Source organism: Sphingomonas mali NBRC 15500 (genome assembly GCF_001598415.1).
GTDB classification, from domain to species: domain Bacteria; phylum Pseudomonadota; class Alphaproteobacteria; order Sphingomonadales; family Sphingomonadaceae; genus Sphingomonas; species Sphingomonas mali.
This window is the reverse complement of record NZ_BCYX01000035.1, coordinates 1-13,984: the sequence shown is the minus strand read 5'-3', so window position 1 is coordinate 13,984 and position 13,984 is coordinate 1. Positions and strand designations below refer to the sequence as shown.

11 protein-coding genes and 1 pseudogene are annotated in these 13,984 nt (G+C 66.3%); 9 read left to right on the top strand and 3 right to left on the bottom strand.

Annotation, left to right across the window (positions count from 1 at the left end; translation table 11 throughout):
* Entirely contained in the window at positions 1-1,485 is a 1,485-nt protein-coding gene (locus SMA01S_RS18915) for a carboxylesterase/lipase family protein (RefSeq protein WP_245649337.1), read from the bottom strand.
* A gap of 257 nt (positions 1,486-1,742) precedes the next feature.
* Between SMA01S_RS18915 and SMA01S_RS18910 the strand changes: the two genes are divergently transcribed.
* The 3 genes from SMA01S_RS18910 (at position 1,743) to SMA01S_RS18900 (ending at position 3,917) form a co-directional block, all read left to right on the top strand.
* Positions 1,743-2,507 (top strand): CDP-diacylglycerol diphosphatase, encoded by a 765-nt coding sequence (locus SMA01S_RS18910; RefSeq protein ID WP_169804274.1) that lies wholly within the window; start codon positions 1,743-1,745, stop codon positions 2,505-2,507.
* A gap of 82 nt (positions 2,508-2,589) precedes the next feature.
* Positions 2,590-3,507: a haloalkane dehalogenase gene (locus SMA01S_RS18905; RefSeq protein WP_066826200.1), complete on the top strand. Its 918-nt coding sequence runs from the start codon at positions 2,590-2,592 to the stop codon at positions 3,505-3,507.
* Positions 3,504-3,917, top strand: coding sequence for a DUF1330 domain-containing protein (locus SMA01S_RS18900; protein ID WP_066826132.1), 414 nt, complete (start codon positions 3,504-3,506; stop codon positions 3,915-3,917). Before SMA01S_RS18905 ends, SMA01S_RS18900 begins: the two co-directional genes overlap by 4 nt.
* Before the next feature lie 171 nt (positions 3,918-4,088).
* On the opposite strand, the gene SMA01S_RS18895 is transcribed toward SMA01S_RS18900, so the two are convergent.
* A complete protein-coding gene (locus SMA01S_RS18895; protein ID WP_066826130.1) occupies positions 4,089-5,174 on the bottom strand; it encodes an MBL fold metallo-hydrolase in 1,086 nt (361 codons plus the stop codon).
* Between the two features lie 111 nt (positions 5,175-5,285).
* Between SMA01S_RS18895 and SMA01S_RS18890 the strand changes: the two genes are divergently transcribed.
* Genes SMA01S_RS18890 through SMA01S_RS18880 form a run of 3 tightly spaced genes read left to right on the top strand, consistent with a single transcriptional unit; the run spans position 5,286 to position 7,965 of the window.
* Entirely contained in the window at positions 5,286-5,672 is a 387-nt protein-coding gene (locus tag SMA01S_RS18890) for a hypothetical protein (RefSeq protein ID WP_066826128.1), read from the top strand.
* Complete coding sequence (locus tag SMA01S_RS18885) at positions 5,669-7,363, top strand: sulfatase-like hydrolase/transferase (protein WP_066826126.1); 1,695 nt, start codon at positions 5,669-5,671, stop codon at positions 7,361-7,363. Before SMA01S_RS18890 ends, SMA01S_RS18885 begins: the two co-directional genes overlap by 4 nt.
* Positions 7,363-7,965: a TetR/AcrR family transcriptional regulator gene (locus tag SMA01S_RS18880; protein WP_066826123.1), complete on the top strand. Its 603-nt coding sequence runs from the start codon at positions 7,363-7,365 to the stop codon at positions 7,963-7,965. The genes SMA01S_RS18885 and SMA01S_RS18880 overlap by 1 nt, the downstream gene beginning before the upstream one ends.
* Positions 7,966-7,978: 13 nt before the next feature.
* On the opposite strand, the gene SMA01S_RS18875 is transcribed toward SMA01S_RS18880, so the two are convergent.
* On the bottom strand, positions 7,979-8,488 hold the full coding sequence (locus SMA01S_RS18875) for a GNAT family N-acetyltransferase (RefSeq protein WP_066826120.1): 510 nt from the start codon (positions 8,486-8,488) through the stop codon (positions 7,979-7,981).
* A 340-nt stretch (positions 8,489-8,828) separates the two neighbouring features.
* Here SMA01S_RS18875 and SMA01S_RS18870 point away from each other — a divergent pair, with 340 nt between their 5' ends.
* The 3 genes and pseudogenes from SMA01S_RS18870 to SMA01S_RS18860 form a co-directional block, all read left to right on the top strand.
* Positions 8,829-9,545, top strand: a complete 717-nt coding sequence (locus SMA01S_RS18870; protein WP_066826117.1) for a response regulator transcription factor — start codon at positions 8,829-8,831, stop codon at positions 9,543-9,545.
* A 630-nt stretch (positions 9,546-10,175) separates the two neighbouring features.
* Complete coding sequence (locus SMA01S_RS18865; RefSeq protein ID WP_157094038.1) at positions 10,176-10,697, top strand: hypothetical protein; 522 nt, start codon at positions 10,176-10,178, stop codon at positions 10,695-10,697.
* 173 nt (positions 10,698-10,870) lie between these two features.
* Positions 10,871-13,984 (top strand): annotated as a pseudogene (locus tag SMA01S_RS18860) (hypothetical protein); the annotation flags it as partial.

The window sequence follows — 13,984 nt, the reverse complement described above, 5'->3', positions numbered from 1 at the left end:
TCAGGGCAGGAAAGCGGCGGCCGGCATCACCGGTTCGCTGCTCGTCTCGCCGGCCGACAGGCGATGAACCTGCCGCGATGTGCGGTCGAATTCCGGCCAGGGCAGGGTGCCGTCGGTCGCATATTGCACCCACAATGCGTGGATCCGCGTCGCCAGCTCCTGCGGCGGGTTGGTACCGCACAGCCCCTGCTCACCGGTCGCGACGTCCAGCGTGTCGAACACGAACGGAAGCTCCATGCCGTGCGCCGCGCCGAGCTCGCCGCCGAACATCGGCGATCGCCAGTCGAATTCGTAGAAATGGGTGCGGCCCTGATGCTCCTCGGCAAAGCGGCGCGCCGGCCAGCGGAACACCAGGTCGTTCATCGCGTCGGTCAGCGCCTGGCCAGGCTTCTTGCCCGCGCCCATGCCGTATGTTTTCAGGATCGCCCAGGCTTTCGGGATCGATCGCCGCAGCACGAACCAGGACAACAATTTGCCCAATTTATCGCGGACGCCGGTCGGTACGAGATAGAGGTTCATTTCCTCGGCATTGGTGCCGATCAGCACATCCACCCCGGCGCTGGCGCCGCCCCTGAGCGCGTCGAGCGGCCGTTGCGGTAGCACGTCGTCGCCATGGACCGGCACGAAGCGGCTGATCCCGAACACCGGCTCCAGCCCCGTGGCATCGCGCAGATCGAGCCGGGTGGTCGGCAGGTTCACTTTCTCGACCGCAGCGATCGTCCGGTCGCCCGGCGGCACGCTTGCGAATCCTGCTTTGTCCGCACTGACGCCGAGCAGCTTGGCGATCTTGTCGACCAGCTGTTGCGCGACCGGAATGTCGCGGGTCATGCTGCCATGCCCGCTCTCGATGATCGCGCGCCGGAACAGTCCCTTGGCGAGCGGCGAGGCGATCAGATTGGCGATCGACATCGCGCCGGCGCTTTCGCCGAACAATGTGACGTTGGCCGGATCGCCGCCGAACGCCGCGATATTGTCCTGCACCCAGGTCAGCGCCGCGATCTGATCGCGCAGGCCCAGATTGGTCGGCACGCCCGGGATTGGCAGGAAACCATCGATCCCCATGCGATAATTGATCGCGACGCAGATCACCCCGTCGCGCGCGAAGGTGCCACCGTCCTGCACCGGTGCGTCCTTGCTGCCGACGACGAAGCCGCCGCCATGGATGAACACCATCACCGGCCGCCCGGCCGCTTTGCCCGCGGGGCGCCAAATATTGAGCGTCAGATAGTCGTCGCCTTCGATCCACCCCTCGCCGATCAGGATATGGACGTCGAGCCCCGGGAAGTCGCGGACCCGCTGCGGCGCGTTCGGTCCGGGCTCCGTACAGTCGCGTTCGCCTTGCCAGGGCTCGACCGGTTGCGGTTCGAGGAAGCGGCGCTCGCCGACCGGGGGCGCGGCATAGGGAATGCCGATGAAGCGTTCGATGATGCCGTCGCCGGCGCCGCGTACGGCGCCCGCGGACAGAGTGATGACGGGACTCTCCATGGCTGTTGGCATATCGCGGCGACGGCGAGCGCGCGAGCGCGAGCGCTGTGCCCAACGGCACGGTGAGTTGCCTATGGGGACTTTAACGGCGGGGAGCGCGCCGGATCGAGCCGATCTACTGGCTGCGCCGCGGCCGCCGCGCTACGGAGGCTGGGATGGTCGATCGCCGGTGGGGGAAAATGATGACGCGGCCCAGGTCTTTCGTAGCGATTCTGGGGATCGTCGGAGCCTTGTCGCTGGCCGGTTGCGCCGCGCCGATGAGCGCCCCGCGATCGGCGATGGTCGCGCCGCCCGCGCCGGCCCTGCCGCCGCCGCCCGTCCATCCCAACGGTCAGGTGCTGTGGGGTATCGTCAACGGCAAATGCGTCCCCGACCAGCAGGCGAACGGCAAGCCCGATCCCTGTGCCGAGGTCGCGATCGGCAGCGGCGTCGACAAGGGCTATGCCGTGCTCAAGGATCGGGTCGGCGCGAGCCAGTATCTCGTCATGCCGACCCGGCTCATCACCGGCATCGAGGATCCGCAACTTCGGGCGCCGGGCGCGACCAATTATTTCGATCCCGCCTGGCGCGTGCGCCGGCTGGTCGACCAGCGGCTCGGCACGACATTGACGCGCGACGATGTCGGGATCGCGGTCAATTCGATCTATGGCCGCAGCCAGGACCTTCTGCATCTCCATGTCGATTGTCTGCGGGTCGATGTCCGCGACGACCTTCACCGCCAGCTTGCCGCGATCGGGCGCCGCTGGTCGGCGCCGATGACGCTCGCCGGCCACGGCTATTACGCGTTGCGCATCGACGGCGACGACAGCGTGCCGACCGACCCGTTCGACGCGCTGGCCAAGGGATTGAACGTGCCGTCGGCCGAGATGGGCGCCTGGACCCTCGTCCTTGCCGGCGCGACCTTCACCGATGGTCCCGGCTTCGTGTTGCTTGCCGCGCGGGCGGATCCGGCGGACGGCTATGATGGCTCGGGCGAAGACCTGCAGGACCACCAATGCGCGGGGCATGGCACCGTAAGGTGAGCCCCGCCTGCGCACCGCGTTGACCCTCCGCGCCTATTATGGCACGAATAGTGCCAATAAATAGCGCGAGAGGGAAATGGCGATGGAAGTATTGCGAACGCCGGACGAGCGCTTCGCCGACCTGGCCGATTATCCGTTCCCGCCGCATTACCTCACGGTGACCGATGCCGACGGCACCGACCTGCGCATCCATTATGTCGATGAGGGGCCGCGCGATGCAGCGCCGGTCCTGCTGATGCACGGCGAGCCGAGCTGGTCGTACCTCTACCGCAAGTTCGTTCCCGACCTCGTCGCGCGCGGCCATCGCGTGATCGCGCCCGACCTGATCGGCTTCGGCAAGTCGGACAAGCCGGCGGCGCGAACCGATTACACCTATGAACGTCACGTCGCCTGGATGAGCGACTGGCTCACCGCGCTCGACCTGACCGACATCACTTTGTTCTGCCAGGATTGGGGCGGGCTGATCGGGCTGCGGCTGGTCGCGGCGTTTCCCGATCGCTTCGCGCGGCTGGTCGTGTCGAACACCGGCCTGCCGGTCGGGACAGGATCGTCCGAGGGGTTCGACGCCTGGCTCGCGTTCAGCCAGAACGTGCCGCAATTCCCGGTCGGCTTCATCGTCAATGGCGGGACCACCCGCGAGCTGACCGCCGCCGAGATCGCCGCCTATGACGCGCCATTCCCGGACGAAACCTACAAGGAAGGCGCACGTCAGTTCCCGACCCTGGTGCCGATCACGCCCGATCACGCCTCGGTGGCGGAAAACCGCGCCGCCTGGGCGGTGCTCGAACGCTTCGAGCGGCCGGTCCTGACCGCGTTCGGCGACAAGGACGCCGTGACCAACGGCGGGGAAAAGGCGTTCATCGAGCGCATCCCGGGAGCGCGCGGCCAGCCGCATCGCATCATCGCCGGGGGCGGCCATTTCATCCAGGAGGATGCGCCCGCGGAATTGTGCGCCCTGATCGACGATTTCATCCGCGCCGATACGGGCGTCGCGGCATGAAGGTCGTCAACGCGGTGTTCCCGCCAGCCGAACAGGCAGGAGCGTTCTTCGGCGGTGCCGAAGACGGCCCGTTCGTGATGGTCAACCTGCTCAAGTTCAAGGAGCACGCCGACTATCCCGACGGCAGCGATGCCGAGCTGTCGGGGCGCGAGGCCTATGCCCGTTACGGCGCCGGCGTCCAGGCGTGCCTAGCCGCAGTCGGCGGCAAGTCGCTTTATGCCGGCGCGGTCACCGAGCTGATGCTGGGCGAGGTGGAGGAGCTCTGGGACATGGTCGCGCTCGCGCAATATCCGTCGCGCGCGGCGATGATGAAGATGATCCAGTCGCCGGACTATCAGGCGATCGAAAAGCATCGGGTCGCGGGCTTGGCGGGTCAGCTCAATATCCGCACCAAGTCGGTCCAGGGGTAGGGCAGATCGACACCGCGATCCTAATCCTCCCCCGCCAGGGGGAGGTGTCAGGCGCAGCCTGACGGAAGGGGAGGAAGCACGACGGGTAAGTGTATCGCGATCCGCCCCCTCCGACGCCTTCGGCGCCACCTCCCCCTGGCGGGGGAGGATTTAGAACTACCCGGGTTCAAATCACCCGATCGGCAGCCGCGTGAACTCGACTCCGCGCGACCCGGGGAGCAGGCTGAACATCATCCCGTCCTCGCCGACCACGATCGGCCCGTCGTAAAGCCGTCGCGCGTCGCCCAGGAAGGCGGGATACATCATTCGCGACGGCAGTTGCGGAATGACGTGGCTGAACACCACGAAGCGCACCCCCGCCGCCTGCGCCTCGCGCGCGACCGCTTCGGGCGAGGCGTGATAGCTCAATATGTCGCGCGTGATCTGCGCCGTGCCGGTGATCCCGCGCCGGGTGAGCGCCGCGGTCGTGAGCTTGACCAGCTTGGGCTGCAGGCCTTCGTGGACGAGCAGGTCGGCGCCGCGCGCCGCCGCGACCAGGGCGGTGCTGGTCGTGGTGTCGCCGCTCACCACTACCGACCGGCCCTTATAGTCGAAGCGATAGCCGACCGCCGGATCGACCGGCCCGTGATCGACCCGGAAGGCGGAGACGCGCAGGCCGTCGGCGTCGAACACCAGGACGCGATCGTCCGATCCGCGCGGGGGAATGGCGAAGGGCCGGGCGACCCCGCCCGCGCCCGACGGCGGCGCGATCACCGGGCCATGATGCGCGGTACGATAGCCCGAATCGAGCGCATAAGCGGCATCGAACCCCGCAACCACGCGCTCGACGCCGGGGGGACCATGGATCGGCAGCGGGCTGGTCGCGCCATTGCCAGTCCAGCGCAGCAGCATCATCGGGCCCAGTCCGTCGATATGGTCCGAATGGAAATGGGTCAGGAAAACGCCGTCGATCCGGCCGTTGGGGATCCCCATCAGGACGATGTTGCGCGCCCCGCCTTCGCCCGAATCGACCACGAAGATGTGCTTGCCGGCGATGATCACGGTGCAGGCGCCGGCACGCGTCGGATCGGGCAGCGGGGACCCGGTCCCGCACAAGCCGACATGCAGACCGTCGCTCAGCGTCGCCGTCCGGTCCAGCCCGGCGCGCTGATCGAGCGCCGCGGCCAGCATCATCGCGCCCGCTTGTCGCTGGAAGGACGCCAGCCCGGCAATCGCCGCCACGGCCACCGCGATCGCGGCGACGATCCTCTTCCGCATCCCCTTCTCCCTTTGCCGGAAGGATGCGCGTATATTTTGGCATTATCAATGCCGAAACATTGCGCTGCCCGTAGCGGATGTTACTATGCGCAAAACGGGGGAAGGGGTCGGATGCGTACTGTTGTTCGCGTTGTCGTGGGGCTGGTCGGGCTGTTCAACATCGTCCTCGGGCTCGGCTTCCTGCTAGACCCGGCGCAAGCGGGGTTGCGTTTTTTCCTGACGTCGCTGGGAACGCAAGGAATGGCGACGATGCGCGCCGATTTCACTGCCTTCTTCGTGACCGGCGGCGTCTTCGCGTTGATCGCGGCGTGGCGGGAGCGGCGGTTGCCGCTGCTCGTCCCGCTCTCCTTATTGTCGATCGCCATCGTCGGACGCGCGATCAGCCTGGTCGCCGACGGCGCTCCCGCGACCGCGTTCCCGCCGATGGCGGCCGAAGCGATCATGATCGCGCTGCTCGCCTGGGGTTGGCGCACGTTCGACGCGGAGCCGCGCCGATGAAGAAATGGGTCAAGTGGACGCTCGGTACGGTCGGCGTGGTCGGCTTGGCGGGATTCGCCGCCAAGGATTACGTGTTCCTTCATTTGCCGGGATGGATCGCGCCACGCGTCGCCGACAATCGCCCAGTCAAATGGCAGCCGGGTCCCGCGACCGCCGCGGTGCCGGCCGATAAAAGGCCGCCCAATATCGTGCTGATCGTCGCCGACGATCTCGGCTATAACGATATCAGCTTCAATGGCGGCGGGGTCGCCGGGGGTTTGCTCAAGACGCCCAATATCGACGCCCTGGGCCGCGGCGGCGTCAGCTTCGCCGATGGCTATGCCGGCAATGCGACTTGCGCGCCCAGCCGTGCCGCGCTGATGACCGGGCGGTATCCAACGCGCTTCGGCTACGAATTCACGCCCGCGGAAGTTCACCCGCCGGCCTGGTTTCCGTCTCGCCTGATCCGCACCGATGCGGCGTTTTCGCGCAACATCGCCAATTTCAAGACCGACTGGGAACACAAGACGATCTTCGACGAGGATGCTGCGCGCGCACCCGCGACGGTCGCCGACAAGGGTGTTCCGAGCAGCGAGATCACCATCGCCGAACTGCTCCGAACGCGCGGCTATCACACCATGCATCTCGGCAAATGGCATCTCGGCGACGGCAAGGGGATGCGGCCCGAGGAACAGGGGTTCGACGAAAGCCTGGGCTTCATGATCGGCGGGCAGATGTACCTGCCCGAAAACAGTCCCGACGTCGAAAACTCGAAACAGGATTTCGACCCGATCGACAAGTTCCTGTGGGCGAACCTACCGTTCAGCGTACAATATAATGGCGGCGAGCGGTTCCGGCCGGCGCGCTACATGACCGACTATCTGACCGATCAGGCGGTCGCCGCGATCGGCGCCAATCGCAACCGGCCGTTCTTCCTCTATCTGGCCTATAACGCGCCGCACACGCCGCTTCAGGCGCTCAAGGCCGACTACGACGCACTGCCACAGATCGCCGACCATCGCCTGCGCGTCTATGCCGCGATGATCCGCGCGCTCGACCGCGGCGTCGGGCGCGTGATGGCCACGCTCAAGGCGCAGGGGCTCGACCAGAACACATTGGTCATCTTCACCAGCGACAATGGCGGCGCGCATTATATCGGGCTGCCCGACATCAACCGCCCCTATCGCGGGTGGAAAGCGACCTTCTTCGAGGGCGGCGTGAAAGTGCCGTTCTTCGTGCGCTGGCCGGCGACAATCCACCCCGGCACCAGCATCGCGGGGCCGGTCAGCCATTTCGACATCTTTTCGACCGCCGGCGCCGTCGCGGGCGCGCCTTTGCCCAAGGACCGCGCGATCGACGGGGTCGATCTGATGCCGTTCATCGAGGGCAAGCAGACCGGCGCGCCGCACAACACCTTGTTCTGGCGCAGTGGTCCCTATCGCGTCGTGCGGGACGGCGACTGGAAGCTGCAATTGCTCGACCTGCCGCACGTGGCATTGCTGTACGACATGAAGACGGATCCGACCGAACGGCGCGACGTCGCCTCGCTCCACCCGGACGTCGTGGCGCGGCTGCGGGGCTTGATTGCCCTCCATGACCGCGACAGCGTCAAGCCCGCCTGGCCGTCGCTGATCCGCACGCCGATCGCGATCGATCGGCCGCTCGGCACCAAGCCGCGCGCCGGCGAAACCTATATCTACTGGTCGAACTGATGAACCCATCCGACGTCATGCCCCCTGACGGCCGCCGCCGCCGCTCCCAGAACAGCCGCAATGCTATCGTCGCGGCGATGCTCGAGCTGGTCGCCGAGGGGCAGATCACGCCGAGCGCCGAGGACGTGGCGTCACGCGCCGGGGTCGGCCTGCGCACGGTGTTCCGGCACTTCACCGACATGGAAAGCCTCTACGCCGCCATGACCGGACGGCTGGCCGAACATTATGAGATGTGGCTGATCCCGTTCGATTCGACCGAGTGGCAAGGCCAGCTCGTCGAGGCGATCGAGCGGCGGACGGCGACCTACGAACGCCTGCTGCCGTTCAAGCGCGCGGGCGACGCACATCGTCACATGTCGCCGGCGATCCGGGCCGAACATGCCCGCATGCTGGGCGTGATGCGGCAGCGGCTGCGCTCGTTCCTGCCGCCGGCGATCACCGACGACGACATGCGGTTCGAGACGATCGACCTGATGTTGAGCTTCGAGGTGTGGCAGCGGCTGCGCGACGAGCAGGGGCTGTCGGTCGACCTCGCGCGCCGCATCGTCATGCGCGAAGTGCTGCGGCTGGCCGGCGCGGAAGGCCCCGACCCGGCGGCTTGACGTGCGCTAACCGCTAATCCTCGCCGCCCAGCGCGCGCTGCATGTATATTGTATCCAATATACGACCGAATTTGCGGCCGACCCCGATCATCCTGCCGGCCTGCACGAACCCGCATTTCGCGTGAAGCGCGACGGAGGCGGGCTCGCTGCCGCCGATGACCGCGATCATCTGGCGAAATCCCGACTGGTGCGCCGCCTCTACCAGCGCGGGCAGCAGGCGCGATCCGATCCCGCGCCCGATATGATCCGGCGCCAGATAGATGCTGTTCTCGCACGTTTCGGCATAGGCCGGGCGGTCGCGGAACTGGGTGGCATAGGCATAGCCCGCCACGGCGCCGTCCCGCTCGGCGACCACGAACGGCCATCCGCGGGCGGCGATCGACCCGATCTTCTCGCGCCATGCCGCCACGTCGGGCGGTTCCGTGTCGAACGTCGCGGTGCCGTGCAGCACATGATGCGCATAGATCGCCGCGATCGACGCGGCGTCGTCGGGCCGGACGGGACGGATGCAAACGTCGGTCATGACCGCAACCTCGCAAGCCGTAGCGACAGACGCAACCGGATGACGCGCTGCTTTCCGAATTTTTTTGGCATCGCTCTGGCGAAGAATACGCTCTCAACACCTCATTGCTCTGGATGCGATTCCGTATCGCTGCGATACATGAATTGGATGTGGCTCGCCGTTCGCATAGCGTCTTGAGTTCCGTCCCGAACCCACCTAAGCGAATACTCGGACATATAATCAGGGGGTTGCGGTGAAGATGGTATTTCCTGTCCCAGGTATATCTCCCAACCATTTGGTCCGACTAGGAATTTTACTCGATTCGCGCCGACTGATTTCGCAGCCGAACCCGGCAGCGTAAATGCGCATCATCCTTGTCGAAGGGGATGCGCGGTCGCGCGCGACGCTGCACGGCTGCCTGCAGCGTCAGGGATTCGACGTCGAGGCGATCGGATCGCCGCTGGAATTCTATCGCTCCATGGCAACGAGCAGCCGCGATATCGCTGTCGTCGACGCCGATCTCGCTGACGGCGCGGGGCTGGATATCCTGTCCTGGCTGCGCGGCATGGGAAATATCGGCATCATCGCCTTGAGTGCCGGCAATGAAGCGCGCAACCGGATCGCGTGCTTCGAGAGCGGCGCCGACCTCTATTTCACCAAGCCGGTCGATGGCGAAGAGCTGGTCCATGGCTTGCGCAACCTGCTCCGCCGCCTTGCCCATAACGGGGTCGAACGTGCCGCATCCGTCACGCCGTCCGATTGGTTCTTCGATACCACCCACTGGAGGCTGCAGACGCCGAACGGGCCGTCGGTGAAGCTCAGCGCGGTCGAAGCGAAATTCGTCCGACGCCTGCTGGTCCAGACGGGAACAGTCGTCTCGCGCGCGGAATTGCGCGCCGAACTCGGTTATGGGGACGACGCCGTCGGCGACAAGAATCTCGACGCCGTAATTCGCCGGTTGCGGCGCAAGATCGAAAGCGCGACGGGATCTCCCGCCCCGATCCAGACCGTGCATGGCCAGGGCTATCTCTTCTCGGCCCCACTGCGATTGGAAAGGCGCCGCGCGCTCGAGCGTTAGCCTGTGCTGCGAATAGCACGTGACCGCGACGACTTTGGGAGCGAGCTGTCGTAGTCGGGCATCACATTTGGCCGTCATGCCGGGCTTGTCCCGGCATCCACCGTGCAAGTTAGCGCATAGCAAGAGCTCCTTTTCCCGGGCTTGTCGCCCGGTGGATGCCGGCATGACGAAAAAAAGCAGATCGCGCCCAATTCTAACGCTGTGTTCCGCCGACTCGCTTGCCGCGCCAGCCGTGAGCGCGTCCCCCAGCGATGATTGAAACAGTTTCGTTACAACTGTTTACAATCGAACTTCAGTCGGAATTAGTATGATCTAGTATATTTCCACGTTCTGGCGTCGACATCATACTAAATCCGACTTGGCTTACTTGTCATTAACCAAAGAAAAATCCTTTAATACCTATTGCCTAGCTAAATTTGTCTGCTTAGTCTGACGTCACTGGCCAAAAGGCGGCCAGATGGGGTCAATCGTCGAATTCATTCTATGATAATGCGGCACTGAAACTTCTTGGATGATCATCCGGGGAGGGGTGTCGTTGCGATGAAAAGGGGTATTGGTGTGATCAAGCAATTCAGGGCAGTTTCTGCCCTTTCCCGTCGCGCGCATGTTTCCGGACGAGGCTTGCGGCGCGTGATGCTCGCCACGCTCGGCACGGCCTTTTTGGCGGGCAATGTCGCCGCCACGCCGCAGGCGGCGCCGCCGGCCAAGCCCGCCAATCCATTCCAGGCCCAGGTCGGCCAGCTCGGCGTGCGCAAGTGCGCCAATCTCTTCTCGGCGCTCGGTCAGACGGTCGCGCTCGGCTCCGATTATGCGGGGCAAGTGCAGACCGAGAAGGCAGCGCCGGACGCGCACGGCGTGGTGGGTGTGGTCGGCATGACCTACAAGACCGCCGCCTATAATTCTCAGGCTGCCGGGGTCGTCGTGGCGACGCCGGTCGGCACCAAGTGCGAGGGGCAGTTGGTCCGCGTCGCGCCGTTCCAGCGCGCCTGCAAGGACGTCGTCGCCCTGCTGCCGGCCGGCAGCACCGCGGCCGGCTCGCTGTCCGGCGTGCCGCTCTACATTCTCGGCGGCAATCAGGGGCAGGCGATGCTGATCGCCAGCGGTCCTGCCTGCGTGGTGGTGACCATTGCGCGAGGCGCCGACGTCGGGTGATCCCGGGAGGGCGGCGATGAGCCAAGGCTCGTCGCACGGCCCTCTCCAATAGCCGCAATTTGAAGTTCGGAACTCGTGAAAGCGCCCCCGCGCGTCGGGGCGGTGGGGACGCTGTGTGTTCGCTCCGGGCCATCGGCAAAGATGCCGCGGCCAGTTCAACAAGGGGAAGTGCCATGTCTGAATATGAGTCGCAGAATATTCGTCGCACTCGCTTTGCCGCGAACTGGGTTGCCGGCGCGGAAGGCGCGAGCTGGTCGCAGCGGCGCCGGCTGATGGCCGTACTGCGCCGCGCGCATCGCGTGCTTGGGCTGAAGCGCGATAAACTCGGACTTGGCGGGCTTGGTACGACGAGTCCGTCCAGCGTTGCGGCATCGGCACCGGTATCGGGTTTTGCGGTTGAACGGGCCGGGAAGGCTGGCCTCCTCACCGGCGTGGCGCTCGCGGCATTGGGCGCCGTCGTCGCCCCCCAACCGGCTTTCGCGCAGCTTGCCATTGGCAACGGGACTGCGGTCAATACCGCCAACTGCACCAATCCCGCTGCTGGGGGCCAAAGCGTAGCCATCGGTTGCGCCACCAGTGCTACCGGCTCCGCTTCAACCGCGATAGGCGATGGCGCCACGGTGAATGGCAATGACGGCGTGGCGATCGGCACCGGTAATACCGCGACGGGCAATGCTTCGATCGCGATCGGTTATTCGATGAGTGCCAACGGCCTCAACGCGATAGGCATAGGAGTCTTCGCGAATGCGACCGGCGTCAACGCGCTCGCTGTGGGCGGGAACGCCCGATCCCTTGCGGACGGAGCATCGTCCTTTGGCGTCAACAGCACCGCAAGTGCCGCCAATGCGACCGCGATCGGATCCACCGCCACTGCCAGTGGCGGCGCCGCCATCGCCGCTGGCGTGGGGAGCCAGGCAACCAGCTCCAATTCCATCGCCATCGGCAGCTTCAGCCAGGCGGCAAATAATGCTGCCACTGCCGTCGGAAACGGCGCCGTGGCCTCTGGCAACAGTGCGACCGCGCTCGGGGCGCAAGCGGTAGCCGTCGGCGGCAGCACGGTTGCGGTCGGCCAGGGCGCCGGTGCCGGATCCACTACCGGCAATGCCAGCTCGGTTGCGGTAGGCATCGCGGCGGGCACGCTCGTCAGCGGCGGACAAAATACCGCTATCGGCGGGGGCGTCCCGAGCGTCTTGCGAGGCGCCGGCTCCGGCGTCACGGGTCAGCGGAACCTCGCTCTTGGCACCGGCGATGGCACCGTCGCCTACGATGCCACGCTCTCCGCCTCCGCAGGCAGTCTGGTCACGGGCAACGACAACATCGCGATCGGAACCAATGCCGGTATCGGCGTCGCCGTCAGTAACACCGCGTCGATCGGCCACAATGCTCAGGCCAGCCAGACCAACGCCGCCGCCATTGGCACCGGAGCCATCGCCAGCGGCGTGAATTCCATCTATATGGGCGCACGCTCCGCTGCCGGAACGGGGGCTCTCGCTCAGAGCGCGATCGCTATCGGCGTGGACGTGACCGCGTCCCAGACCGACTCCACGGCAATCGGCCGTACAAGCACGGCGTCCGGCAGTTCCGCCGTCGCGGTCGGGACAGCTTCGAAGGCAACGGCGACAAGTGCAGCAGCATTCGGCCCCACCGCCAATGCGTCGGCCAATTTCGCGCTGGCCTTGGGCAATGCGGCGGTGTCGAGCGGAATCGGCTCCGTTGCCGCAGGTTCGGGCGCGCAGAGCACAGGCGTCTCCGCCGTGGCGGTCGGCAACAATTCCAGCGCGACGGCTGCAAACGCCGTGGCGGTCGGCCTGGGCGCGGTGGCGAACTCCGGCGATGCCGTGGCGATCGGCAAGAGCTCGACCGCGACGGGCGGCAAGGCGGTCGCGGTCGGCTCGGGCAACGTTGCCAATGGCAACGGCGCGGTCGCGATCGGCGATCCCAACACCGCCACCGGCAACGGCACCGTGGCGAGCGGTATGGACAACACGTCGACCGGCGACGGCTCGGTAGCGCTGGGCAACACCAATATGGTCGGTGGCGGCGGCCAGGCGGTGAGCACGCCCGGCACGGCGGCACAGGGCGCGGTCGGCATCGGCTATCAGAACAAGGTTGTCGGCCAGGGCAGCGTCGCAATCGGCAACACCAGCAGCGCGCTGGCGGCGGGCGCGGTGGCGTTCGGCGACTCCGCGATCGCGAACAATGCGCGTGACGTGGCGCTGGGTTCGGGCTCGGTTACCGCCGCAGCGGTTGGGACGGCGAGCACGGTGATCGGCGGCACCACCTATAACTTCGCCGGCACGACGCCGACCAGCACCGTCAGCGTCGGCAGCGGGACCAGCCAGCGCACGATCACCAATGTCGCGGCCGGCCGCCTTAGCGGAACCTCGACCGACGCGGTCAACGGCTCGCAGCTGTTCGCGACCAATCAGGCGTTGCAGGCGAGCATCGCCGGGGCGGCGTCGCATTATTTCAGCGTCAACGACGGTGGGACGGCCACCGGAAACTACAGCAACAATGGAGCGACGGGTGGCCTATCAGTAGCGATCGGCACCAATGCCAGTGCGGCGGGCGGGCGCTCGATTGCGTCCGGTAGCGGGGCGCAGGCGCAGGGTGTCTTCGCATCAGCCTATGGCGATAATGCCATCGCGGCCGCTTCGGGCACCGCCATCGGCGGCGGCACCAACGCCTCCAACCAGTTCGCCTTCGCCGGGGGATTCCAATCCACGGCATCCGGGGTGTCTTCCACGGCATTGGGCCTGCACACCAATGCTACCGCCGACAATGCGATCGCCATAGGCACGAGCACGACCGCCAACGCCGTCGATGCCGTCGCCATTGGCGACACCTCGACCGCGACCGGCATCACCTCAACGGCTCTCGGCAGCGGTGCCAGTGCGGCGGGCGGCCGCTCGATTGCGTCCGGCAGCGGGGCGAAGGCGCTGGGCGTCTTCGCGTCAGCCTATGGCGATACTGCCAGCGCGGCCGCTAACGGTACCGCCATCGGCGGTGGCACCATCGCCTCGAACACATTCGCGTTCGCCGGGGGTTTCCAATCCACGGCATCCGGCGTGTCCTCCACGGCATTGGGCCTGCACGCCAATGCGACCGCCGACAATGCGATCGCCATCGGTACGAGCGCGGCCGCCAACGCTGTCGATGCCATTGCCATCGGCGACGGCTCGACCGCGACCGGCGGCAAGGCAACCGCCATCGGCGCCGGCAATACCGCTTTCGGCGACGGCGCGGTGGCGATCGGCGATCCGAGCTATGCCAGCGGCACCGGCGCC

What these genes read in the sequence shown, in the direction of transcription:
- SMA01S_RS18915 (WP_245649337.1), bottom strand. Translation starts at nt 1,485, where the DNA reads ATGGAGAGTCCCGTCATCACTCTGTCCGCGGGCGCCGTACGCGGCGCC.
- SMA01S_RS18910 (WP_169804274.1), top strand. Translation starts at nt 1,743, where the DNA reads ATGAGCGCCCCGCGATCGGCGATGGTCGCGCCGCCCGCGCCGGCCCTG.
- SMA01S_RS18905 (WP_066826200.1), top strand. Translation starts at nt 2,590, where the DNA reads ATGGAAGTATTGCGAACGCCGGACGAGCGCTTCGCCGACCTGGCCGAT.
- SMA01S_RS18900 (WP_066826132.1), top strand. Translation starts at nt 3,504, where the DNA reads ATGAAGGTCGTCAACGCGGTGTTCCCGCCAGCCGAACAGGCAGGAGCG.
- SMA01S_RS18895 (WP_066826130.1), bottom strand. Translation starts at nt 5,174, where the DNA reads ATGCGGAAGAGGATCGTCGCCGCGATCGCGGTGGCCGTGGCGGCGATT.
- SMA01S_RS18890 (WP_066826128.1), top strand. Translation starts at nt 5,286, where the DNA reads ATGCGTACTGTTGTTCGCGTTGTCGTGGGGCTGGTCGGGCTGTTCAAC.
- SMA01S_RS18885 (WP_066826126.1), top strand. Translation starts at nt 5,669, where the DNA reads ATGAAGAAATGGGTCAAGTGGACGCTCGGTACGGTCGGCGTGGTCGGC.
- SMA01S_RS18880 (WP_066826123.1), top strand. Translation starts at nt 7,363, where the DNA reads ATGAACCCATCCGACGTCATGCCCCCTGACGGCCGCCGCCGCCGCTCC.
- SMA01S_RS18875 (WP_066826120.1), bottom strand. Translation starts at nt 8,488, where the DNA reads ATGACCGACGTTTGCATCCGTCCCGTCCGGCCCGACGACGCCGCGTCG.
- SMA01S_RS18870 (WP_066826117.1), top strand. Translation starts at nt 8,829, where the DNA reads ATGCGCATCATCCTTGTCGAAGGGGATGCGCGGTCGCGCGCGACGCTG.